Here is a 23,191-nt window from a genome sequence, read left to right on the forward strand (position 1 = left end):
CCTCAGTCCCCCCTACGGTCCGACGGCTGTCCCTGATGCGGTACGCGAGGTGCGAGCACCTCGGCCGCCGCCTGCTGGTAGCGCAGCACCGCCTGCTCGGCCACGCGCAGGTCGCAGGGCGCGCTCCACAGCATCCGGCGCGCCGCGTCATAGCGCTCGATGAGCAGCGGATCCTCCGCCGCGCCGTGCCGGGCCACCTTCGCGCGGTAGGCGTCGAGCCGGCCGCGCAGCTCCGCGCGCACCGCCAGCGGCGCCGTCACCTTCTCCAACGAGTCGCGGGCGCGCAGGAGTTCGTCCTCGGCCTTCTGCTCCAGGGATTCGAGCAGCGGCGAGAGCCGGTGCCACTGGGCGCTCCTGCGGTACTCGGCCGCGGTCGCCAACTGCTCCTGGAGCGCGGTCGGCGGCCCGCTCACCGCCGGCACCTCCGAGGCCGCGATCTTCGCGAGCACCTCGCCGCGCGCGGCCCGTGCCTCGGCGAGGGTGCGGTCCGCGCGCGAGAGCAGATCGCGCAGCTTGCCGAGCCGCAGCTCGGCGTCCTGCCGTACGCCGAGCACCGCGTCGATCTCGCGGCGCACCTCTTCGAGGGCGCGCGCCTGGCCGTCGTAGCGCTCGGTGTCGGGTCTGCCGCCGCCGGGCGCCGAGGATCCCGGGGTGGGCCGCCAGAACGCCAGCGGGTCCGAGACCACCTGGGCGCGCAGCGCCGTCAACTCCGCGGTGATGTGCTCGAGATCGTCCCCCGAGGGGTGCTCGCCCGGCCGCACGCCCACCGACTGGGCGAGCTGGCGGGTGCGGGCCAGCTCGGCGGAGAGCAGGTCGATCCGGGCGGGCAGCGCGGACCAGACGGCGTCGGCGGCGACCACCATGTCGAGCGAGGACGCGTACAGCTCATTCATCCGCTCGACCAGCGCGGCGAGCGTGAACTGCTCGGAGAGCCGGGCAGGACCGGTCAGCGAAGCGGGCGCCCCGGTGGCCGGGGCGCCCCCTGCGATGGTGACTGACTCGCCGCGCAGCAGCTCGGTGAGCTCCACCAGCTCCTCGCGGCTGGGCCAGCGCCTGCGGGCGCGCAGCTCGCGCGCGCCGCGCAGCGCTTCGGTGTAGGCGTCGAAGTACGCCCACAGGCGGCTGATGTCCTGCTCGGCGGCCGCCCAGCGCTCCTTGGTGAGACCGGTCAGCTCGGCCCCTTCGAGGAGTCTGCGCCCCGCGTGGTCCTGGAGGGCGAGCAGGGAGGTCTCGATGGCCTCGTGCTCGGCGCCGAGACGTGCCAGCGCACGGTCCACCTCGTCGCGGTCCATGACGGGACCGGGGGCTCCCGTGGCGCCCATTCGCGTTTCGCCTCTCTGCTGTGCCGGCCGGGCCGGCGCCTGCGTTCTGCCTCGCCTTTGCCCCGTCAAATGGGCGGTCAGTCCTTGTACTTGGGGGCCGGGGGACTGCCCTTGCCGAGGTCGGCGGCCAGCCACTTGTCGTACGACTGCTGCCATCCGTCGTCGCGGTAGTCCTCGAGCACCTGGTTCACCTGGCGGACCAGATCGTCGGCGCCCTTCTTCATGGCCACGCCGTAGTACTCAGGGTCCAGTGTGTCCTCGAGGACCTTGACCGTCGGGTCCTGCGCGGCCTGGCCCGCGGCGAGCGCGCCGTCCGTCACGACCGCCTCGGCCTCGTCGAGCTGAAGCCGTACGAGGCAGTCGAGTTGGTTGGCCACTGTGATGGTGTCTTCGGCAGGGTGGCCCTGACTCTTGAGGGCTTCCTCGGCGATGGAGCCGGACGCGACGCACACCTTGTGGCCCTTGAGCGTGTCGAAGCCCTCGATCTTCGAGCCCTGCGGCACCAGGACCTGCTGGCTCGTCTCGAAGTAGGCGGTGGAGAAGTCGACTTGCTTGATGCGGTCGCAGTTGATCGTCATCGTGCGCACCACCATGTCGACCTGGCCCGAGTCGATGGCGGGGATGCGCTCCTGGGTGGGAACGGCGCGGAACACCACCTTCGAGGGATCCGGGTCGTCCAGGATCGCGGCGGCGATCCGCTTGGCCAGATCGATGTCGAAGCCTTCCAGCTCACCGGTGTTGGGGTTGCGGTAACCCCACCGGTAGCTGTTCTGATCGATGCCGACGACCAGTTTGCCCTTCTTCTTGATGGCCTCGATGGTGGCACCGCCTGCGCCCGAGGGCTTCAGGCTCGCCTCCGGGTCCTTGCAGTCCGGGGCCGCGGCGGGCGTGGCGTGCGCCACGCCCCGGCCCCCGGTGTCCGGGCGGTCGCTCACACGGTGCAGCGGCAGCAGGGTGAACAGCGCGGTGAGCGCACAGGCCAGCGCCATCGCGGCCACCCCGCCCCACCCGCGCAGCCGGCTCGCCCTGGCCATGGCCCGTATCCGCGCCGCGTGCGGAACGGGCGCGCTCGTGCTGTTCCTCTGCCTCATGGCGCCCCCTCTCACCGGTACTCCGACAGCCTGCGCCCGATGCCCAGCACCGCGCCCGTGGCGGCGAGCACCGCGAGCACCGCGGCGCCCACCGGCAGCCCGGTCATGGCGCCGCGTCCGTCCTCCGCCGCGCTGCGGAAGTCCTTCTGCTCGTGGTCGATGGCCTTGGCCAGCGCCGCGTCCGCCACATCGAAGCACTCGCCCGTGGGCTTCTGCTTCAGTTCTCCGACGACCCGGGACAGGGCCCCGTCGTAGTCGCCGCCTCTGTCGGCCTTACGGGCCTCCGCGTGGCGCTCCTGCCAGGCTTTGACCGCGCCCATCGTGTCCTTCACGTACTTCTTGCCCGCCGCGTCCTCCGCGGTGTCCAACGCCGCGGCCAGGGTGCCGGCGCGCTTGGCGGTGTCGTCTCCGAGCGCGTCCATCTGCTCCTGGAAGCCGATCTCGTAGACGTCCTTGCCGTCGACGGTGACGGCGCCGCGTGCCACCAGCGTCAGGTTCTCGCCGCCGCGGGCCTGAAGGATGCTGATCCGTGCGTCGTTCAACGTGTTGAGCGAGCGCACGCCTTCGTCGTACGAGCTGCTCAGGCCGCTGAAGGCGACGGTGTGCCCGACCGCGAGCCACAGCAGCACCACCGTGCTCGCCGCGGTCGCGGCGACGAGGCCGTGGTTGAACACCCGGTTCGTGCGCCGGTAGTTGCGCAGCTGAGCCCGCACGAGCACGACGAGCACCACGACACCGAGGCCGATGGCCGGCCAGGGGTAGGACTTGGCGTCCGAGTAGTCCGCGTCGAGCTGCTTCTTCTCCGCGTCGTAGAGCAGCTTGGCCGCGGGCAGCATCTCCTTCTGCATCAGGTCGTTGGCATTGCGCAGGTAGGCGCCGCCGAGCGGGAGGCCCTGGCGGTTGTACGTACGTGCCGTCTCGATGCGCTCCGCGTACTCGGGCAGCAGCCGGTTCAACTGCGCGATGTACTCGGCGGACTTGCCCTTGCCGCGGCTGCTGGCGGCGGCCGTCGAGAGCTTCTCGGCCGCCGTGTCCAGGTCCTTCTGGAAGCGGGCGTTCGTCACCCGCTGGTACTCCGCGTTGAGCTGCTTCTGCTGCTGATCGGTCACGCCGTCGGCCGGTTGGCGTCCGGCCGCGAGGAATCCGCTCGCGGCAGCGGTGTTGGCGTCGGCGAGCGAACCGTAGATCGCCGCCGCGTCCGCACTCAGCGGCTGGCTGCGGTGCAGCACGTCGTCCGCGGCCGAGGAGCGGTCCGCCATCTGCCAGGCGGTGACGGCGCCGAAGGCGATGACCAGGACGGCGATCACGGCGCCGATGATCCGCAGCCGCCCCGGCTCCGTGGTCGACGCGGAGCGCAGGCGGTCGGTCAACTCGGCCCGTGCGCTGCGCCGCTCGGGCACCGCGGCGGGCGGCGGCGCACCCTGCGGCGGCACGGCCGGCAGCGTGGGCGCGGCCGGTGCCGGCGGCGCCGGTGGCATCGCGCTGCCGTTCGGCGGAAATGTCACGCTTGACCTCCCCCTTGGTCATCCGTCGTGCTCCGGTGCTCCCGCGGCGGACGGAAGGCACCGGGAAACTCGTCCCCGGCCGCAAGTATGGCCGCAGGGACCGACATCCGCGCCATGCTTCACGCGATCTTGTTCGGATTGTTCTCCGGCCCCGCGGGTCTCCCGCGCCCCACGGCACCGGACCCCGCGGCACATCGCACGAAATGCCCCGTACACCCCCGGGAGCCACGTCGCCCCGGCCATTAATACGTCGCGGGGATCAGTTCGGTTCCCGATCCCGGCGCCGTCCGCCCGGCACAAATGTGCCATGGCAGGTAGTCGCCACGCCTGCCTCTGGCGCAACTCCCGCCGCGCCCGCGCCAATGGATCACGGCAGTACGCGAGTTCGGCACGGCGAAGAGCACCGCACGGCGAGCGCAGAGCACCTCACAGCGAAGAGCGCCGCTCGGCACACAGCACGGCACGGCACGACGTGGGTTCGGCAGCGCGTAAGGGGTTGGGATGGCAAGACGGAGAAGATACGCGGGGATCGTGGCGGCCACCGCCGTGGCGCTCCTCGCGACAGGGATACCGCAGGCGCCCGCGGCGCCCGGCGGCGGGGAAGCAGCGGCGGACCCGCGGCGCCTCCCGGCGCCGGCCACCAAGACGGTGACGCTCCTGAGCGGCGACAGGGTCGCGCTCACCGGCAGCGGCGAGGGCCTCCAGGTGACCTCGGTGACACCGGGCGAGGGGCGCGAGCACATCGCGTTCTCACGGGCGCGGGTCGAGGGGCGCGAGTACGTCATCCCGGTCGACGCCACCGAGGCGTTGGCCCGAGGGCGCCTGGACCGCGGCCTGTTCGACGTGAGCACGCTCGCCGCCGAGGGGTACGACGACGCCTCGCGCAAGACCATTCCGCTGATCGCCACCGAGCAGACGGCCCTGGAGGGCGCGGCGCGCGGTGCCGCCTTCGACGGACTCGGGCTGACCGCCCGTACGGTGCAGAAGTCCGAAGCCGCCGACGTCTGGCGGGAGTTCGTCGAGGACGCCGCGGGCGACAGCCGCAGCGCGCGGGCCACCAAGCTGTGGCTGGACGGCAAGGTGAAGGCGAGTCTCGACGAGAGCGTGGCCATGACGGGCGCTCCGCAGGCGTGGAAGAGCGGGCTCGACGGCAAGGGCGTGAAGGTGGCCGTGCTCGACACGGGCGCCGACACCGCGCACCCCGACCTCGCGGGCCGCGTGAGCGCCGAGAAGGACTTCACCTGGGACGAGTCCCCGCAGGACTTCAACGGCCACGGCACGCACGTCTCCTCGACCGTCGCGGGCGGCGGCCAGGCCTCCGGCGGCCGCTACAAGGGCGTCGCGCCCGGCGCCGAGCTGATCAACGGCAAGGTGCTCGACGGCGGCGGCAGCGGCTACATCAGCTGGATCCTCGACGGCATGGAGTGGGCCGCGGCCCAGGACGCGGACATCGTGTCCATGTCGCTGGGCTCCAGCCTGCCGAGCGACGGCAGCGACCCGCTGTCGCAGGCCGTGGAGCGGCTGACCGCGGACGGCGGCCCGCTGTTCGTGATCGCCGCGGGCAACGAGGGCAGGCCCGGCAGCGTCGGCTCCCCGGGTGTGGCGCCCAGCGCCCTGACGGTCGGCTCGGTCACCAAGCAGGGCGGCATGTCCGCGTTCTCCTCGCAGGGCCCCGCCCTCGCGGAGTCCGCCGTGAAGCCCGAACTCACCGCTCCCGGCAGCGAGATCACGGCCGCGCGCGCCAAGGGCACCTCCGAGGAGGGCCAGGGTTCCGACGCGTACGTCACGATGAGCGGTACGTCGATGGCCACCCCGCATGTCGCGGGCGCCGCGGCCATCCTCAAGCAGAAGCACCCCGAGTGGGACGCGCAGCAGCTCAAGTCGGCCCTCGTGGGCAGCGCGGACGCGGTGCCGGACGCCTCCGTGTACGAGCAGGGCGCGGGCAGCGTGGACATTCCGGCCGCGCTCGGCGCCCGCGTCCAGGCCTCCCCGGCTGCCGTGTCCGCGAAGCTCGTCGGGGACGGCGCCGAGGACGTCACGCGCACGCTCACGTACCGCAACACCGGTACGCGGAACGTCCGTCTGAGCCTCGGCACCGAGGGCAGCGCTGCTGTGAGCCTCGCCGCGAACCGCCTGACCGTTCCGGCCGGCGGCAGCACCGAGGTCGCCGTCCGCATCGACGCCTCCCGCGCCGCGGCCGGCACGCACAGCGCGTGGATCGAGGCCCGCGGCTCGGACGGCAGCCGGGTGCGCACCCCGGTCGGCATCGAGACCGTCCCCGGTGAAGCCAAGCTCACCCTCGCGCCGGGCGGACTGCGCGAGGGCGTGAGCCACGCGTACACGCACGTCGTGTGGCAGAACGTGCGGACCGGAGCCTCGGACATCGTCGGCTTCACCACCGGGACCGAGGAGATCACGCTGCCGAAGGGCGAGTACCGCCTCCTCGCGGACGTCTGGGAGTACCGCAACGCCGGCAACGGCGTCACCACCGCCATGTCCACCGTCTCGCTGGCCGAGCGCGTGCGGCTCGACGGCGACAAGGCGGTCACCATCGACGTCTCGGACGCCAAGCCCGTCGAGGTCGGCGTGGACGACCCGGCGGTGCGTCTGGACGGCGTCTCGGCACAGGGCCTCGTGTCCGACACGGGGACGGGCCCGACCGGACTGCTGACGCCGATGTTCTCGGGCCGCTTCACCCCGTACGCCGTCGAGAGCGAGCCGATGGAAGGCCTCAGCTACTTCGCGGGCGGCACCTGGTCCGAACCGCTGATGCGGGCCACCACGCTCGGCGACGATCCCGTCGACATCTCCGTGTATCCGGTCTACTTCGCTCGGATCGAGTGGGACATCGAGGCCGAACTCGCGGACGCCGGAACGGGAGCGGACCTCACGGGGCTCGAACTCACGGACAAGATCGTCCTGTTCACCCCCGAGTCCGCCGCGAACGGAGCCGAGCGCACCCGCCGCTACCGGGCGATCCTGGAGCACAAGCCGGCCGCCGTGATCTTCGCGGGCTCATGGCTGGACTCCGAGCCCGAGGACAATATCGTCCTCACCCAGGAGCCCGGGCCGACCCTCCTGCGCGAGCGCCTCGCCGCCTCGGAGGGCCCGGTGACCCTGAAGATCGCCGGCAAGCGCAACACCGGCGACAAGTACTTCACCTTCCACCACTCCGAGGACGGTGTGCCCGGCGGCGCACGCTGGAAGGACCGCAAGCGCGACCTCGCGGCCGTGCAGCACAGCCTGCGCACCACCGGCTACCCGAACGACCCCAAGGCGTTCTACGGCTGGGTGACCTACGAGGGCACCGTCCTGGCGCAGCAGGAGGTGCTCGTACGGGCGCCGCACCGCTTCACCGGCTACTACTCGCCGGGCCTGCCCTGGACGACGGCGACCTTCGAGTACGCCACCGACGTGGCGCTCGGGGCGCAGTACACCGCGCCGACCGTGTACGAGGCGGGCCGCGCGCCCCGCAAGGACCACTGGCTGACCGGCCCGTTCGGTCCCGCGCTCGGCCAGTCCACCCTGTACGGGGCCACGCCCGCCGCCCGCGACGGTGACAAGCTGAAGCTCGACGTGCCGATGTTCTCGGACGCGGCGGGCCACCGCAGCGAGCGGGTCGCCTCGATCGAGAGCGGCACGACTGAACTGCGGAATTCCAAGGGTGAGTTGGTGGGCCGCAACGGCTTCGGCGGCCGCGGCTCCTTCGACGTGCCGGCCCGCTCGGACCGGTACACGCTGACGGCCTCCGCGCAGCGGGAGGACTCCTCCTGGTACCTGGGTACGTCCGTCAGCGACACCTGGACGTTCCGCTCGGGACACACCGCGTCCTCGCGGGCTTTGCCGCTGCTCGACGTCCGGTACGACATGGCCGTGCTGGACGGGGACAACTCCTTCGCCGCCGAGCGGCCGTTCTCGTTCGGGGTGTCCTTCCCGTACCAGAAGGGGGCGTCCGGGGTGCCGGTCGGGCGCGTGAAGGTGGAGTACTCCACGGACGACGGCTCCACCTGGACCTCGGCCACCGTGTCCCGTAGGCACGACGGCGCGTGGTCGGTGTCCGTACCGGGGCTGGCCGAGTCGCACGTCTCGCTGCGGGTCACCGGAACAGCTCCGGACGGCACGTCGGTCACCGAGACGGTGACGCGGGCGTTCAAGGTGGGGTGCCCGTCGGACTGGTGCTCCTACGCGCCGGAGTGGCCGGGCTGGAACGACTAGGGAACGACCAGGGGTGGGACAGACGAGAGGGCGGTGGGGAAGGTTCGCTTCCCCACCGCCTCTCCCGCGCTCGGACACAGGCCGCTCAGACCCCGGCCCGGCTGGAGCTGAAGTGCTCGCGCACCCGCGCGGCCGCACCCGGTTCGGCCTCCGCCCCCACCGCATCCAGCCCCAGCAGCGCCGCCCCCAACACCGGCCGCTCCGTGACCACTTGGGGCTCGGCCAGCGGGGCCACGGCGGCCAGCCGCTCCCGTACGCCCGTGTCCAGCTGCGGGTGGCGGGCCGCCAGGACGCTGCCGCCGAGGAGCACCGGGACCGGGGACTCCAGGAGGTCCAGGCGGCGCAGGGCCACCTGCGTCATCGCCACCACCTCCTCCGCGAGCCGGTCCACGATCGCCGTCGCGATCGCGTCGCCCGCCGCCGCCGTCGCGAACAGCACCGGGGTGAGCTCGTGGCGGCGCAGCATCGGGATGCGCTCCAGGTGCAGCGCCTCGATCAGCGCGTACATCGTCGGCAGCCCGAAGTGCCCCGGCAGCGTGCGCGCCAGCTCGGTCGGCTCGCCGCGGCCGTCCTCCGCGCGGGCCGCGAACCACAGGCCCTCCTCCGCAAGGCCCCAGCCGCCGCCCCAGTCACCGGAGATGCGGCCGATCGCGGGGAAGCGGGCGGTGCGCCCGTCCGGGGTCATGCCCACGCAGTTCATGCCTGCGCCGCACACCACCGCCACGCCCAGCGGGCTGTCCACGCCGGCCCGCAGGATCGCGAAGGTGTCATTGCGCACGGTGGCCGTCTCGCCCCAGCCGCGGGCGGCGACGGCGGCCGTCAACTCCCGTTCCTCCACCGGGAGATCGGCGTTGGCGAGGCAGGCCGACACGTGTGACACCGATGTCACGCCCGCCGCGTCCAGGGCCTGCGCGACCGGCACGGACAGCGCGTCCATCGCGGCTTCGATCCCCACGCGGGGCGGCTGGAACCCGCCGCCCCGCGCGGTCGCGAGCACCGCGCCGTCCGCGCCGACCACCGCGACATCGGTCTTGCTGTTGCCCGCGTCCACCGCGAGCACGCTTGCCGTCACGCCCACGCCAGGTGCTCCCGGTTGTGTGCGATCAGGCGGTCGGTGAGGCCCTCGGCGCGGTCGTACTGCCCGATCAGCGGGTGCGCGAGCAGCGCCTTGAACACCCGGTCGCGGCCGCCGCGCAGGGCGGCGTCCAGGGCCAGGTCCTCGTACGCGGTGACATGGGAGATCAGGCCCGAGTACAGCGGGTCCAGGGCCGGCACCTTCAGCGGTACGGCGCCCTCGCGGCCCACCTTCGCCTGCACCTCGATCACCGCGTCGTCCGGCAGGAAGGGGAGCGTGCCCTGGTTCAGCGTGTTGACCACCTGGTACGGGGATCCACCGCTGCCGAGCAGCGAGGCCGCGAGGTCCACGGCGGCCTCCGAGTAGAAGGCGCCGCCGCGCTTGGCAAGGAGCTCCGGCTTCTCGTCCAGTTGCGGATCGCCGTACATCTCCAGCAACTGCCGTTCCATCTCGGCCACTTCGGCCGCGCGGGACGGCTTGGTGCCCATCTCCCGTACGACCTCGTCGTGCGCATAGAAGTAGCGCAGGTAGTACGAGGGGACCACGCCGAGCCGGTCGAGGACCGAGCGCGGCAGCTTCAGCATGTCCGCGAGCTCGTCGCCGCCCTCGGCGAGGATCCGCGGCAGCACGTCCTCGCCGTCGGGCCCGCCGATCCGTACCCCGAACTCCCAGGTGAGGTGGTTCAACCCCACGTGGTCCAGGTGCACTTGGGAGGGCGCCACGCCCATGGCCGCGGCCCAGCGGCGCTGGAAGCCGATGGCCACGTTGCACAGGCCGACCGCCTTGTGCCCGGCCTGGAGCAGCGCGCGGGTCACGATGCCCACCGGGTTGGTGAAGTCGATGATCCATGCGTCCGGGTTGGTGCGGCGCACGCGCTCGGCGATGTCGAGCACGACCGGGACGGTGCGCAGGGCCTTCGCGAGGCCGCCCGCGCCGGTGGTCTCCTGGCCGACGCAGCCGCACTCCAGCGGCCAGGTCTCGTCCTGGTTGCGGGCCGCCTGCCCGCCCACACGCAGCTGGAGCAGCACCGCGTCGGCGCCCTCGACGCCCGCGTCCAGGTCGGAGGTGGTGACGATGCGGCCGGGGTGGCCGAGCTTGGCGAAGATCCGGCGGGCGAGGCCGCCGACCAGCTCCAGGCGCTCGGCCGCCGGGTCGACGAGCACGAGCTCCTCGATCGGCAGGACCTCCCTCAAGCGGGCGAATCCATCGATGAGTTCGGGGGTGTACGTGGAACCGCCCCCCACTACTGCGAGCTTCACGGTGCTCAGCCTTTCACTCCGGTCAGGGTGACGCCTTCGACGAATGCCTTCTGGGCGAAGAAGAAGACGGCGATCACGGGGGCCATGACGAGAACGGTCGCGGCCATGGTCAGGTTCCAGTCCGTCTGATGGGCTCCCTTGAAGGATTCGAGGCCGTAACTCAGCGTCCAGGCCGCCGGGTTCTCGGACGCGTAGATCTGCGGCCCGAAGTAGTCGTTCCAGCAGTAGAAGAAGTGGAACAGCGCGGACGCGGCGATCGCGGGCCGGCACATGGGCACCACGACCCGGATCAGCGTCCTGAACTCCCCGCAGCCGTCGATCTTCGCGGCCTCCGTGTACTCCTTCGGGATCGTCAGGAGGAACTGGCGGAGCAGGAAGATCGTGAACGCGTTGCCGAAGGCGAACGGGATGATCAGCGGCCACAGCGTGCCCGCCAGGTCCATCTGCTTGGCCCAGAACAGGTACATGGGCACGATGACCACCTGCGGCGGCAGCATCATCGCCGCGATGACCACCATCATCATCACGTTGCGCCCGCGGAAGCGGAACTTCGCCAGGGCGTACGCGACCGGCAGGCTGGAGCCGACCGCGAGCACCGTGCCGAGGCCCGCGTAGAGCAGGGTGTTCTTCCACCAGGTCAGGAACCCGGGGGTGTCCCAGACCGTACCGAAGTTGCCCCACTCCCAGGTCTTCGGCCACAGGGCGCGGGTCAGCGCCTGGTCGTCGCTCATCACCGCGGTGAGGAACACGAAGACGAAGGGCAGCACGAAGAAGAGCGCGGCCGCGAGGGCCAGCGAGTGGACGGCGATCCACTCGAGTGCCGCTTTCCGCTTGGCTTTACGGGAGTCGGCGGTGCGGGGCGCGGAGGTGCTGGCGGGCAGCTCGCCCGTCCGTACGGGCGTCGTCCGTGCCGACCGGCTTGTCTGTGTCGTCTCGGTCATGTGCTCAGTCCTCCGCCGACATGAAGCCGCTGCGGCGGCGCATCAGGAACGCCGTGAACACCATGGCGAGCGCGAACAGGACGAGCGCGACCACGCACGCGGCGCCGGTGTCGAAGCGCTGGAAGCCGAGGTTGTAGACCACCTGCGGCACGGTGAGCGTGGACTTGTCCGGGTAGCCGGGCTCGAACTGCTGGCCCGAGCCGCCGATCACCCCGCTCGCCACCTTCGCCGCCACCAGCGGCTCGGTGTAGTACTGCATCGTCGCGATCACGCCGGTGACCACCGCGAACAGGATGATCGGCGAGATGTTCGGCAGGGTCACGAAGCGGAACCGTTGCCAGGCGTTCGCGCCGTCCAGCTCGGCCGCCTCGTACTGCTCCTTGGGCACGTCGAGCAGCGAGGCCATGAAGATGACCATGAGGTCACCGATGCACCACAGCGCCAGGATGGTCAGCGAGGGCTTGGACCAGCTCGCGTCGTTGAACCACTGCGGCCCCTCGATCCCGACCTTCTCCAGAAGGTGGTTGACCGGTCCCGTCCCCGGGTTGAGCAGGAACACGAAGGACACGCTCGCCGCGACGGGCGGGGCGAGGAACGGCAGGTAGAAGAGGGTGCGGAAGACTCCCGCGCCCTTCTTGATCTTCGTGATCAGGAGGCCGATGCCGAGTCCGAACAGCACCCGCATGGTCACCATCACCAGGACCAGCCACAGGGTGTTGGAGAGGGCCGGCCAGAAGTGCGGGTTGTCCCGGAAGACGTACAGCCAGTTCTTCAGGCCCACGTACGTCGGGGCCGTGAAGCCGTCGTACTTCATGAAGGAGAAGTAGACGGTGGAGAGCAGCGGATAGAGGAAGAAGACCGACAGGCCGATCAGCCAGGGGGAGAGGAAACCGAGGGTGCGAAGCGCCGACCGGCGGCGCTTCGCCCTCAGCCCGTACGGGACGGTGCTCATCTGTCTCAGCCGGCCTGCTCGTTGTCCTTGTCGACCTGCTCGTCGTTCTTCTTCAGCAGGGCGTCGAGGTCCTTCTCCTTGCCGTTCTCGTACTTCTGGGCGCTGTCCTGGAGCGTGAGCAGGAAGGCGCCGCCGTTGACGGACGAGGGGGCGTGCGAGGACTTGGGGTGCTGGGCGATGTCGACGAACGTGCGGTAGACCGGGTCGTCGTTCAGCTTCGGCGAGTTGAGGGCCGCCACCGTCGAGGGCACGTTGTGGATCGCGTTGGCGAAGGAGACCACGGCCTCGGTGTCCGTGGACAGGTACTTCACCAGCTCCCAAGCGGCGTTCTTCTTGGGGGAGTTGTTGGCGATGCCGAGGATCGTGCCGGACAGGTAGCCCTTGCCGTAGTCGGCGACCTGGTCGTCCGGCACGGGCAGCGGGGCCGCGCCGATCTCGAAGTCGAGGCCCGCGTCGGCGGCCATCTTGCCGCGCCACTCGCCGTCCAGCTGCATGGCCACCTGGCCGGTGTGGAAGGGGTGCTTGGGGCCCCACTCGTCGCCGAGCGAGGTGCGGAACTTGTTCAGCTTCTGGAACCCGCCGAGCTCGTCGACGAGGTTCTTCTGCCACTTCAGCATGTTCTTGACCGCCGGGTCCTTGGCGGTGTTCGACTTGCCGTTCCCGTCGAGGTACTGGACGCCGAACGCGTTGCCGTAGTGCTCCACCGTGGTCTCGTAGCCGAGGTAGTTGGGCATGAAGCCCAGCCGCTCGAAGGTGTCGCCCTTGGGCTTGGTGAGCTTCTTGACCACCTTGTCGAACTCGGAGAACGTCTTCGGCGGCTCGGTGATCCCCGCCTCCTTGAACGCGTCCTTGTTGTAGTAGAGGCCGTACGCGTCACCGAGCAGCGGCACCGTGCAGCGCTTGCCCTCGTGCTCGGTGTACTTCGCCATCGAGGGCACGAACACCTTCGCCGGGTCGATCTTCGCCTTGTCGAGGAAGGGCTTCAGGTCGGCCAGCGCGTTCGAGGTGCAGAAGCGGCCCATGTTGTCCGTGGTGAAGGAGGAGACCACGTCCGGGCTGTTCGAACCGCCCGTGCGCAGCGCCTGGTTGAGCTTGTCGTCGGTCACCCCCTTGACGATCTTCACCTTGATGTTGGGGTGCTTCTTCTCGAAGGACTTGATGTTCTCCTCGATCGCCTTGACCTCGCTGGGCGCGGACCAGCCGTGCCAGAAGGTCAGCGTGGTCTTGGCGTCGGGGTCGTCGTTCGCCCCGCTGTCGGAGGAGCCGACGCAGGCGGAGGCGAGCAGGGATATCGAGGCGGCCGCTACGACAGCGGTCAGCACACGGTTTCTGGGCATGACGGGGTCTCCCTTGGCAGGGCTGAGCCGGGTGAAGGGTGGGTCGTGGTGCGGTGCTGGGTCAGCGAGAGGTGTCGAAGACCTCGTCGCGGGTGTCGGCGAGCGCGCTCTCCAACGCGCCGCGCAGGACGGGGAGTTGCTGCACCTCGCCGAGCACGAGCTTGGGCCGGGCGGCGGCCAGCTCGGCGAGCTCGTCCTGGATCAGCGTGCGCAGCGGCTCACCGCCGGCGGTGAGCACTCCGCCGGACAGGACGACGAGTTCGGGGTCGAGCACCGAGACCACCGAGGACAGACCGGTCGCGAGCCGCTGCGCGGTCTGCCGCAGCAGCTCCGCGTACCGCTCGTCGCCGCTGCCGCCCTCGGCGGCGTGCCGCAGGAGTCCGGCCGCGACCTCGGCGTACGGCGTCTCGGGGGTCTCGATGCCGAGGGTCTTGGCGATACGGGGCACCGCCTGCGCACCGGCCAGCTCCTGGTAGCCGCCGCTGCCGGTCTTGGTGACCTGGCGGACCACGGGTGTGCCGGGCACCTGGAGGAAGCCGACCTCGCCCGCGCCGCCGGTCCAGCCGCGGTGCAGCCGGCCGCCGATCACGAGCGCGGCACCGAGGCCGTCCTCGCTCCACAGGAGCACGAAGTCGCCGTGCTCGCGGGCGGCGCCGAGCCGCTGCTCGGCGATGGCCGCGAGGTTCACGTCGTTCTCGTACTCGACGGGCATCGGCAGCGCGGCCGCCAGCTCGTCGAGCAGCGTGGGGGAGTGCCAGCCCGGCAGGTGGCTGGCGTAGCGCAGGCGCCCGGTGTTGGGGTCGAAGGCGCCCGGGGTGCCGATCACGACGCGGTGCAGGTCGGGGCGGGCGAGCCCGGCGGCCTTCGCCGCGCCGTCCAGCGCGTCGAGCACCTGCCGTACGACGCTCTTGCCGGAACGGCCCGGGGTGCGCAGCTCGTACTCGCCGACGGTCGTCCCCGTGATGTCGGCGACGGCGGCGAGGATCCGCTCCGGGGTGACGTCGAGACCGGCCACGTGGGCCGCGCCCGCGTTGACCGCGTAGAGCTGGGCGCTGGGTCCTGGACGCCCCTCGCTCGTCCCGGTCTCCACGACCAGACCCGCCGCTTCGAGCCGGGCGAGCAGCTGGGATGCGGTGGGCTTGGACAGGCCGGTGAGCTTGCCGATCCTCGTACGGGACAAGGGGCCGTGGGCGAGCAGCAGATCGAGCGCGGCCCGGTCGTTCATGGCACGCAACACCTTGGGGGTACCGGGTGTCCCCGGCGGGTTTCCAGCCATGGTGCTCCCTCGCCCGGCCCTCCTCACGACGCGGGGAACGGTACCCGGCTGTCTGTTAGGAAGGTTTCCTATCGCTTGCGGCGAAGTTAGCAGCGGGGGGCTGGGGGCCGTCAAGGGTCGGTGCGAGGGCGGAAACCAAGTCGTTATCGGTCTCCGTAGCTGTGGGCAGTCGTGCCGCAGGGCGGCACGGGTGGGCACAGCGGCACCCCGCCGGACGGCACCTGATACACCTGCGCCGACCGACAGTTGGCCGGGGGTGTCAGGGGTGCAGCCCTCGCCGGGCTTGGGGCGGAGCCCCAAAAGAAGAAGGGCCTCTACCAGGAGGGGGCCCAAAGCACCGCAAGCGGCGAATCGCTACTTGGCCATATTCGGCGGCGGAGCCAACGGCGTAGCCGCCACCGACTGCGGAGACGTGGGCGAGGCATAAGCAGACGGCGCCGCAACCCCCGCCGCCGGATCGGGCCCGGCCGCCTCCTCGACCGCCGGCGGCAGCCCGCCCACGATCCGGATCCCCGCCGCGTCGAACGCCCGCTTGATCCGCCAGCGCAGCTCGCGCTCCACCCCGAGCGCCTTGCCCGGCATGGTCTTCGCGGAGACCCGTACGACCATCGAGTCCAGGTAGACGGCGTCGAGGCCGAGCACCTCGACCGGGCCCCACAGCCGCTCGTTCCAGGGCTCGTCCTTCGCCATCTCCTCGCCGACCTCGGTCAGCACGGCCTTCACCTTGTCGAGGTCCTCGTCCGGGCGGACCGTCACGTCGACCATCGCGGTGGCCCAGCCCTGCGACAGGTTCCCGATCCGCTTGACCTCGCCGTTGCGCACGTACCAGATCTCGCCGTTGTCCCCGCGCAGCTTCGTCACGCGCAGGCCGACCTCGATGACCTCGCCGGAGGCCACGCCCGCGTCGATGGTGTCACCGACCCCGTACTGGTCCTCGATGATCATGAACACACCGGAGAGGAAGTCCGTCACCAGGTTGCGCGCACCGAAACCGAGTGCCACACCGGCCACACCGGCCGAGGCGAGCAGCGGCGCGAGGTCGATCTCGAACGCGCCGAGGACCATCAGCGCCGCGGTGCCGAGGATCAGGAAGGTCGCCATGGAGCGCAGCACGGAGCCGATGGCCTCGGAGCGCTGCCGGCGCCGCTCGGCGTTCACGAGCAGCCCGCCGAGCGCGGTGCCGTCCACCGCCTGGACGGTGCGGTTCATCCGTTCTATGAGCTTGGTGATCGCCTTGCGGACGAAGTGCCGCAGCACGATCGCGATCACGAGGATGAGCAGCACGCGCAGCCCGACGGACAGCCACGTCGACCAGTTCTCCTCGACCCAGCCGGCGGCGTTCTCCGCCTGCTCCTGGGCGTCCTGGATCGACGGCGGCGCGCTGGGACCGGCGGCCGCGAGAACGGACAACAACACGGCAGGGACCTCCACGGTGTAGCGGTCTGCCCGCCGGACAGCGTCGGCGATGGTGCGCGGGCAGACCAACCACACTAACGGGGCATTGTGCGTGGATCGTTGCCATGCGGGTGGGAGAGACGCTCCTCACCTGGGGATGTACAGAGTGTGGTCGAAAACACTCCGAGCCCGTTACCGGGACATGGTGGCGCTTCGACCAGCCATGAGGGGAGACTGACTACAGATCGTCCCGGCGCGAGCCACGCGCCGCCGGCGTATTAGGAGGCATCGGTGCCGCATGTCCTGGTCCTCAACGCGTCGTACGAGCCGCTCGGCGTCGTACCGCTCCGCCGCGCTCTCGTCCTCGTCCTCGAGAACAAGGCCATGTGCCTCGAGGAATCCGGCGCATTCCTGCACAGCGCGACCCGTACCATCCCGGCTCCCAGCGTCGTCCGGCTGAAGCGCTTCGTGCGGGTCCCTTACCGGGGGCCCGTTCCGCTCACCCGGCGCGCTCTCTTCGCCCGCGACGGCGGGCGCTGTGTCTACTGCGGTGGCGTCGCAACCAGCGTCGACCACGTGATCCCCAAGAGCCGGGGAGGCCGGCACGTCTGGGACAACGTGGTGGCGTCCTGCCGCCGCTGCAACCACGTCAAGGCGGACCGCCACCTGGTCGAGATCGGCTGGCGCCTGCGCCACAAACCGGCCCCGCCCACCGGTCTCGCCTGGCGCATCATCGGCACCGGGCATAGGGACCCGCGCTGGCTGCCGTACCTGCAGCCATATGGCGCGGACGATGCGATGGCCCGGATCGACGGCATCTCTGCCTGATCTTTGATCCGGGTTTTTGTGTGCCCTTTTCTCTTCGGATACGGAGACGGGGTGCCGCCGTCGGTGGCGGCACCCCGTCCGTGTTCCCCCCTCGGGTGAGGTCATTCGTAGCGGAGTTCCGCAGGGTGCAGGGTGCGGCGCAGGAGGGGCAGGGTGCAGGTGGTGGCCAGCAGGCAGGCGGCGTACACCGCGACCGGCACGAGCAGGGTCGAGGCCAGCGGGAGCGGCTGCCCCATCAGGCCGCCGTACGCGAGGTACAGGGCCGTACCGCCGATGCCGGCGACGGCCAGCGCGGGGGCGAGCGGCAGCGCGGTCTCCAGGAGGACCGCCCGGCGCAGCACGGAGTGCGGCACCCCTGCGGCGGACTGTGCGGCGAGCGCGCGGCGCCGGGTGATCAGTGATTCGGCGGTGCCCGTGACCAGGGCGAGCAAGGCGACGACGGCAGCGACGGCCAAGGCGCACGCGACCAGGTTGATGCCGCTGGAGTAGTAGTCCTCGTCGTCACCGCCGTAGCGGTCGACCTCGCCCAGGATCAGGGCGCGGACCCCGACGAGGATCACTCCGGCGACTGTGATCAGCAGCAGCGTGCCGTGGACGCGGGCCGAGGCCCAGGGGTCGGCCTTGAGGCGGCCCGCCGCGATCAGGACGTCGGGACGCTGCGCGCGCTCGAGCAGCGCGCCGCCCATCGACCGGGCGAAGGCGGCGGCGGAGGCCACGGCGCCCAGGCCCACCAGGACGACGGCCACCAGGGCGAGCACCGGGAAGAACGCGCTCACGAAGTCCGCCTCCAGGCCTACCTGCACCGTCGCGTACGCACCCGCCGTGCACAGCACGAACACCACGTAGAACCCGCGGCTGCGCTGCTTGCGCGCACGGCGCACCACCCCGAGCGGCGAGGTCACGACCCGGTGCAGGACCAGGACGCTCAGGAGCGTGACGGCCAGCGGCACGGCGAGGGTGACGCCGAGGAAGAGCGGCCAGTCGACGGCCACGTCGCTGGGCCAGTGCAGCGTCTCGTCACCGGCCTGAAGCCGCCCGGCCAGGGCGTGCACGCCGAGGAAGAGCAGCAGTCCCGCCACCGCGCCCACGAGACAGGTGAGGCCGGCCTCCACCGCCGCGAGGGAGCGGACCTGGCGGGGTGTGGCGCCCGCGAGCCGCAGGTTGGCGAAGCGGCGGTCGCGGTGCACGGCGCCGACCCGCGTGGTCTGGGCCAGGAAACCGAGCACGGGCACGAGCAGCATGCCGATGGCGAAGGCGAAGCCGGGGCGCACGCCCGGGTCGTTGAGCACCGGGATGCTGTAGCGGCCGCTGGTCAGGAGCAGGTCGGATCCGGTCTGCGCGCGGTCGTCCCAGGAGATCGACGCGACGAGCACCGCGGCCAGCCCGAACACCGTGGCGAGCAGCGCACCGAAGCCGGTGAGCCCGATCCGCCACCACTCGCGCCGGTTGGATCCGCGCAGCAGGATCACCGCGAGCCGGGTGTGCCCGCGCAGACCGCCGCGCGAGGGCCCGGGCAGGGCGGTGCGCGGGGGAGCGAGGTCAGTCATTGCCCCGCACCTCCGCCGTGCTGAAGTGCTCGGCGGCCCAGGGCTCGTCGGCCCTCACCACACCGTCGCGCAGCACCACTTCACGGTCCGCGTACGCGGACACCTGGGCGTCGTGCGTGATGAGCACGACCGCGCTGCCGCTCTCGCGGGCCGACTGCACGAGCGTGGTCATCACCTGCTCTCCGGTGAGGCTGTCCAGGGCGCCGGTCGGCTCATCCGCGAACACCACCTTGGGACCGGTCACCAACGCCCGTGCCAGCGACACGCGTTGGGCCTGCCCGCCGCTCATCTCGCCGGGCCGCAGCCGCGCCTGCCCGTACACCCCGAACTTCCCGAGCCAGTCGGAGGCCTGCTCGTGGGCCGCGGTCCGGCGCGCCCCCGCGAGCAGCAGCGGCAGCGCGACGTTGTCCAGGGCCGACAGCTCGGGGATCAACTGGCCGAACTGGAACAGGATCCCGAAGTCGGTGCGCCGCAGCTCGGTCCGCCGGGCCTCCGAAAGCCCGTCGATCCGCGTCCCCGCGTACTCCACGCTCCCGCTGTCGGGCGTGACGATCCCCGCGAGGCAGTGCAGGAGCGTGGACTTGCCGCTGCCGCTCGCGCCCGTGACGGCGAGGATCTCGCCGGCGCCGAGGGAGACGGAGGCGCCGCGCAGGGCCTCGGTCCTGCCGTAGGCCTTCTCGAGCCCGCGTGCGGTGATCAAGGGCGGTGTCGATGTGGTCATACGTTCCTGATCTCCTCGGTGAGAGCGGCGAGCCGGCCCGCTGTGGTGGTCATCCACCGCAGATCGGCGTCGAGATGGCTGAGCGCGTAATCGGCGGAGAGCACCGTCGCGAGGTCCGCGCCCGGCGCGGTCTTGAGCGCGGTCAGCTCCCGCATCCGCGCCATGTGGGCGGTGCGCTGGGCGCGCAGGTAGGCCGCGGGGTCGGCCGGTTCGCCGGCCGCCTCGGCGAGTATCGCCACGACGACCTTGGCGAAGATGTCGTTGGTCACGAAGGGGGCGGGCGGGGTGATCTCGGCCAGCCAGTGGGCGAGTTCGACCGAGCCCTTGTCGGTGGAGCGGTAGTGGGTGCGCTCGGGTCCGCCGTCGGCGTCGGTGCCCTCGACCTCGGCGAGCCCGTCGCGCACCAGCCGTTGCAGGGTCGTGTAGACCTGCCCGTACGCCAGCGGGCGCGCCTGCGGGAAGCGCTCGTCATGGCGCTTCTTCAGGTCGTAACCGTGGCTCGGGCCCGCGGAGAGCAGACCGAGCAGGACATGGCGGGTGCTCATGGCTCCACTATGTACCCGCGATATGTACTCAGTGAATAGCTGGCCGGAATCAGGCGGGAAGTGAGGGACGGGGTTCCGGATCAACGGGTGCAGAAACAGGGCGGATCGGGGCCGAACGCCTCAATCCGCCCTGTCTGTAGTGCAGTTGGGCCGCACTATTCCGCGACCGCGTACGCCTCCACCGACCACAGCGACACCCCGTACTCGGTGGCCCGCTCGTCGGTCTGCACCCGCACGAACCGCACGTCCCGCGCGTCGAGGCCGACCGCGTCGCGTCCGCCGCGGCCGTCCCGCACCGTGGCCGCCGTGCGCCAGACCCGGCCGTCGGACGAGACCTGCACGCGGTAGCGCGAGGCGTACGCGTCCTGCCAGCGGAGGACCACCCGGCCGATGCGGGCCGGGGAGGCCAGTTCCATCTGCCACCACTGGCCGTCCTCGGCCGGTGAGGACCAACGGGTCGCCGGATCACCGTCGTTGGCGTCCGCCGCGGGGAAGTCCGGGGTCTCGTCCGCGGAGGAGGATGCTTTCGCGGTGCGCGCCAGGTCCTGGCCGGCCACGCGCGGATGCGCCCGTACGGTCAGCGTCCGCGTCTGCGAGCCGAAGGTCACCGGGATCTCGTACGTGCCCGAGGGCGTGTCCGCCGGCACGGTGATCTCCACCGGCACGTCGATCCCGGTGCCGCGGGGGAGGGTCGAGGAGCGCGGGGTGCGCACCTCGATGCCCTTCGGCGGATTCGCTGTGACCCGGCCGCTCACCGCCTCCGGGCGCTGCGAGGTCAGCCGGGCCGCGATCCGCCGGGGCGCGCCACCGATCTCCACGTCGAGTTCGGAACGCGACAGCTTCAGGGCCGCGGCGGGGCCGTCCGCGTACCAGGGCACGAGGTGTTCCACACGTCCCCGCTCGCCCTGCCAGACCACCCGCAGGGCGTCCACCTCGGCGCCGGACGGTCCGTGCGCCTCGGTCCAGCCGCTCTCCGACACCTCGCCGAGCGTCACCCAGCCCTTGCCGGGGACGTGCGCCTCCAGGGTGCCGCGCGTGCCCGGGTCCGTCATGACGGTGACCGCGTCGAGCGGGCGGGGGCGGGGGAGCTTCAGGGTGTCCCCGTCCGGGCGCTCCACCGGCGCCTTCGCGTCCCCGGAGTGCTTGTCCTTGCCGTGCGAGCGGCCGGCGCCGGTCCAGGCCGCGGCCTCCTCCTGCACCCGGTCGAGGAAGGCGTCGAGCACGCCCTCGCCCACCGTCGCCCGCGCGGACTTCAGGGCCGCGCGCTGCGACTCCAGCCGCCGCGCCGCGCGCCACGCCTCCTCGCCCCTGCCTCCGGCCTGCGCGAGGAGCAGGTCGACGGCCTGCTCGCCCGCCTCGCCGTACCGTCCCAACTGCTCGGTCCACGGCCGCACTTCACGGCCGAGGTCCGTGGACTCCAGGCGGGCCGGGGTCTCGCGCATCACCGTGAACGCGTCCTTCAGGCGGGCGGCCGCGCGGTCCAGGCGGTCGGCGTCCGTCGTGGCGCGCGCCGCGAAGAACGCGTCGATCAGCGGCCGCAGATACGCCGACTCCTGCGCGCCGAGCACCGAGGAGGCGTCATGGCCGGCCAGCGCGCCCACCGCCTCGCGCTCGCGCGCGTCGCCGCCCGCGAGATCGGCGATCGCCGCACGCCAGGAGTCGCCGGGCCGGTAACCCCGCGGGTTCCAGGCGTAGTCGGCGGCCGTGAACAGCGGGATGCGCGAGGCCGTCGGCTGCTGCATCGCGTTGGCGAGCAGCGCCGCGGAGCCGGTGGCCACGGCGGGCTCGCGCCCGTCGTACGGACCGAGGAAGATCCGGTCCTCGGCGAAGTCGTTGACCGGGTAGTTGTCCATCGTGACCAGGTCGTGGCCGCCGAACGCCCGCCGCGCACCGGCCAGTTCGCGTCCCGTGATGGTCTTCGGCACGACCCCGACGCCCGTCCAGGCGACCTGCACCCCGTCGTGCAGCTCCCGCGCGAGCCGCTCGCGGTACTCGGTCGAGCCGTCCTGGTAGTACTCGGTCGGCAGCAGCGTCAGCGGGGCCGCCTCCGGGTGCCGTGCGGCCAGGTGCTTCGCGACCGCGTTCGCCACGCGTGCCTGCGCCTTCGCCGCCGCCTCCGGTCCCGAACCGAACGCACGGGCGTCCGCGTCACAGTGCCATTCGCTGTACGAGACGTCCTGGAAGTGGAGTTGGAAGGCGCGCGCACCCAGCGCCCACATCGCGTCGATCTTCTTGAGCAGCGCCTTGGTGTCGTCCTCGGACGACAGACACATCGCCTGTCCCGGCGCCACGGCCCAGCTGAGCGTCACATGGTTGGCGCGGGCGCGCTCGGCCAGCCTGCGGAAGTCGGCGCGCTGCGCGGCCGGGTAGGGCTCGCGCCACTTGGCCTGCCGGTACAGGTCGTCGCCCGGCGCGTACACATAGCGGTTCTGCTTGGTGCGGCCGAGGAAGTCCAGCTGCTCCAGGCGCTCCTCGGTGGTCCACGGGGTGCCGTAGAACCCCTCGGTCGTGCCGCGTACCGCCGCGGCCGGCCAGTCCCGTACGCGGACGCCCGCGAACCGCCCGTCCACGACCAGCTGGCGCAGCGTCTGCACCGCGTGGAAGAGACCGTCCTCGCCGACGCCGGAGAGCGCCACCGTGTCCCTGCCTTCGACCTTGCCGACCCCGATCCGGTAGCCGCCGGGGGGCAGGTCGCCCCGCTCGGTCACCTTCAGGGCGCGCAGCGCGAAGTCGGTGCCTGCGGGGTCGCTGCGCGGGGGCAGTACGGAGGGACCGGCGGGGCCACGGTCGCGGGCGGCGCGCACGAGGAGGCCGGGGCCCGGCAGCCGGTCCGCGTCCGTCACCTCGGTGATCTGCCGGGCGCCGGCCGCGCGCAGCACGGTGCGCAGGGCCTCGATCGCATACGGGTCGGCCTTCTCGTCCGCGAGCAGGAACACCTGCTCGGTCACCGGCACGGGAGCGCCGGCGGACTGGAGCGAGTGCGGACGCGGCCAGACGGCGGGCAGCGAGGAATCCGTCTCGCGGTCGGGCGCGTTCAGACCTGGTTCGGGCGGGTCGGCGAGCGCTCCGGGCGCACCGCCGAGCAGACCGCCGATGACTGCGGCAGCGAGTGCCACCGCACTCTTCGACCGACCCTTCGATCGCCGGACCAGCACGGCTTCTCCCGCCCTTCTTTTCAGGTC

16 protein-coding genes are annotated in these 23,191 nt (G+C 71.7%); 2 read left to right on the forward strand and 14 right to left on the reverse strand.

Going from position 1 to position 23,191, the window contains the following annotated elements; genetic code table 11:
- Positions 1-2: 2 nt before the first annotated feature.
- The 3 genes from BLT97_RS29265 to BLT97_RS29275 all read right to left on the reverse strand — a co-directional run bounded on the left by BLT97_RS29265 (position 3) and on the right by BLT97_RS29275 (position 3,918).
- Entirely contained in the window at positions 3-1,322 is a 1,320-nt protein-coding gene (locus tag BLT97_RS29265; RefSeq protein WP_093615495.1) for a coiled-coil domain-containing protein, read from the reverse strand.
- 77 nt (positions 1,323-1,399) lie between these two features.
- Positions 1,400-2,356 carry a glutamate ABC transporter substrate-binding protein gene (locus BLT97_RS29270; RefSeq protein ID WP_245769608.1) on the reverse strand — a complete coding sequence of 319 codons (957 nt, stop codon included), beginning with the start codon at positions 2,354-2,356 and terminating at the stop codon, positions 1,400-1,402.
- A 68-nt stretch (positions 2,357-2,424) separates the two neighbouring features.
- The gene (locus tag BLT97_RS29275; RefSeq protein WP_093615497.1) at positions 2,425-3,918 is read right to left on the reverse strand and encodes a hypothetical protein; all 1,494 of its coding nucleotides are present in this window, start codon (positions 3,916-3,918) and stop codon (positions 2,425-2,427) included.
- 501 nt (positions 3,919-4,419) lie between these two features.
- Between BLT97_RS29275 and BLT97_RS29280 the strand changes: the two genes are divergently transcribed.
- On the forward strand, positions 4,420-8,133 hold the full coding sequence (locus BLT97_RS29280) for a S8 family peptidase (RefSeq protein WP_093615499.1): 3,714 nt from the start codon (positions 4,420-4,422) through the stop codon (positions 8,131-8,133).
- Positions 8,134-8,218: 85 nt separating this feature from the next.
- On the opposite strand, the gene BLT97_RS29285 is transcribed toward BLT97_RS29280, so the two are convergent.
- The 7 genes from BLT97_RS29285 to BLT97_RS29315 all read right to left on the reverse strand — a co-directional run bounded on the left by BLT97_RS29285 (position 8,219) and on the right by BLT97_RS29315 (position 16,389).
- The gene (locus BLT97_RS29285; RefSeq protein ID WP_093615501.1) at positions 8,219-9,211 is read right to left on the reverse strand and encodes an N-acetylglucosamine kinase; all 993 of its coding nucleotides are present in this window, start codon (positions 9,209-9,211) and stop codon (positions 8,219-8,221) included.
- Positions 9,202-10,467 carry a 6-phospho-beta-glucosidase gene (locus BLT97_RS29290; RefSeq protein WP_093615502.1) on the reverse strand — a complete coding sequence of 422 codons (1,266 nt, stop codon included), beginning with the start codon at positions 10,465-10,467 and terminating at the stop codon, positions 9,202-9,204. Before BLT97_RS29290 ends, BLT97_RS29285 begins: the two co-directional genes overlap by 10 nt.
- 5 nt (positions 10,468-10,472) lie before the next feature.
- On the reverse strand, positions 10,473-11,408 hold the full coding sequence (locus BLT97_RS29295; protein ID WP_245769604.1) for a carbohydrate ABC transporter permease: 936 nt from the start codon (positions 11,406-11,408) through the stop codon (positions 10,473-10,475).
- Positions 11,409-11,412: 4 nt separating this feature from the next.
- The gene (locus tag BLT97_RS29300; RefSeq protein WP_093615504.1) at positions 11,413-12,360 is read right to left on the reverse strand and encodes a carbohydrate ABC transporter permease; all 948 of its coding nucleotides are present in this window, start codon (positions 12,358-12,360) and stop codon (positions 11,413-11,415) included.
- Between the two features lie 5 nt (positions 12,361-12,365).
- Positions 12,366-13,697, reverse strand: coding sequence for an ABC transporter substrate-binding protein (locus BLT97_RS29305; RefSeq protein ID WP_093615506.1), 1,332 nt, complete (start codon positions 13,695-13,697; stop codon positions 12,366-12,368).
- Between the two features lie 61 nt (positions 13,698-13,758).
- Positions 13,759-14,973: an ROK family transcriptional regulator gene (locus tag BLT97_RS29310; protein WP_093615508.1), complete on the reverse strand. Its 1,215-nt coding sequence runs from the start codon at positions 14,971-14,973 to the stop codon at positions 13,759-13,761.
- A 354-nt stretch (positions 14,974-15,327) separates the two neighbouring features.
- Positions 15,328-16,389, reverse strand: coding sequence for a mechanosensitive ion channel family protein (locus BLT97_RS29315; protein WP_176953928.1), 1,062 nt, complete (start codon positions 16,387-16,389; stop codon positions 15,328-15,330).
- Between the two features lie 270 nt (positions 16,390-16,659).
- Between BLT97_RS29315 and BLT97_RS29320 the strand changes: the two genes are divergently transcribed.
- Complete coding sequence (locus BLT97_RS29320; RefSeq protein WP_093615512.1) at positions 16,660-17,196, forward strand: HNH endonuclease; 537 nt, start codon at positions 16,660-16,662, stop codon at positions 17,194-17,196.
- 101 nt (positions 17,197-17,297) lie between these two features.
- Here BLT97_RS29320 and BLT97_RS29325 read toward each other — a convergent pair whose 3' ends face one another.
- From BLT97_RS29325 to BLT97_RS29340, 4 genes are all read right to left on the reverse strand, one after another.
- A complete protein-coding gene (locus BLT97_RS29325; RefSeq protein ID WP_093615514.1) occupies positions 17,298-18,743 on the reverse strand; it encodes an ABC transporter permease in 1,446 nt (481 codons plus the stop codon).
- Positions 18,736-19,464, reverse strand: coding sequence for an ABC transporter ATP-binding protein (locus BLT97_RS29330; protein WP_093615516.1), 729 nt, complete (start codon positions 19,462-19,464; stop codon positions 18,736-18,738). The genes BLT97_RS29325 and BLT97_RS29330 overlap by 8 nt, the downstream gene beginning before the upstream one ends.
- Positions 19,461-20,009, reverse strand: a complete 549-nt coding sequence (locus BLT97_RS29335) for a PadR family transcriptional regulator (RefSeq protein WP_093615518.1) — start codon at positions 20,007-20,009, stop codon at positions 19,461-19,463. Before BLT97_RS29335 ends, BLT97_RS29330 begins: the two co-directional genes overlap by 4 nt.
- 155 nt (positions 20,010-20,164) lie before the next feature.
- Positions 20,165-23,125 (reverse strand): glycoside hydrolase family 84 protein, encoded by a 2,961-nt coding sequence (locus tag BLT97_RS29340; protein WP_093615520.1) that lies wholly within the window; start codon positions 23,123-23,125, stop codon positions 20,165-20,167.
- Between the last annotated feature and the right edge of the window lie 66 nt (positions 23,126-23,191).

Origin of the sequence: Streptomyces indicus (assembly GCF_900100315.1) — a bacterium.
Taxonomy (GTDB): Bacteria; Actinomycetota; Actinomycetes; order Streptomycetales; family Streptomycetaceae; genus Streptomyces; species Streptomyces indicus.

Coding starts and splice junctions, on each gene's coding strand:
- BLT97_RS29265 (WP_093615495.1), bottom strand. CDS start 1,322: ATGGGCGCCACGGGAGCCCCCGGTCCCGTCATGGACCGCGACGAGGTG.
- BLT97_RS29270 (WP_245769608.1), bottom strand. CDS start 2,356: ATGGCCAGGGCGAGCCGGCTGCGCGGGTGGGGCGGGGTGGCCGCGATG.
- BLT97_RS29280 (WP_093615499.1), top strand. CDS start 4,420: ATGGCAAGACGGAGAAGATACGCGGGGATCGTGGCGGCCACCGCCGTG.
- BLT97_RS29295 (WP_245769604.1), bottom strand. CDS start 11,408: ATGACCGAGACGACACAGACAAGCCGGTCGGCACGGACGACGCCCGTA.
- BLT97_RS29300 (WP_093615504.1), bottom strand. CDS start 12,360: ATGAGCACCGTCCCGTACGGGCTGAGGGCGAAGCGCCGCCGGTCGGCG.
- BLT97_RS29305 (WP_093615506.1), bottom strand. CDS start 13,697: ATGCCCAGAAACCGTGTGCTGACCGCTGTCGTAGCGGCCGCCTCGATA.
- BLT97_RS29310 (WP_093615508.1), bottom strand. CDS start 14,973: ATGGCTGGAAACCCGCCGGGGACACCCGGTACCCCCAAGGTGTTGCGT.
- BLT97_RS29325 (WP_093615514.1), bottom strand. CDS start 18,743: ATGACTGACCTCGCTCCCCCGCGCACCGCCCTGCCCGGGCCCTCGCGC.
- BLT97_RS29330 (WP_093615516.1), bottom strand. CDS start 19,464: ATGACCACATCGACACCGCCCTTGATCACCGCACGCGGGCTCGAGAAG.
- BLT97_RS29335 (WP_093615518.1), bottom strand. CDS start 20,009: ATGAGCACCCGCCATGTCCTGCTCGGTCTGCTCTCCGCGGGCCCGAGC.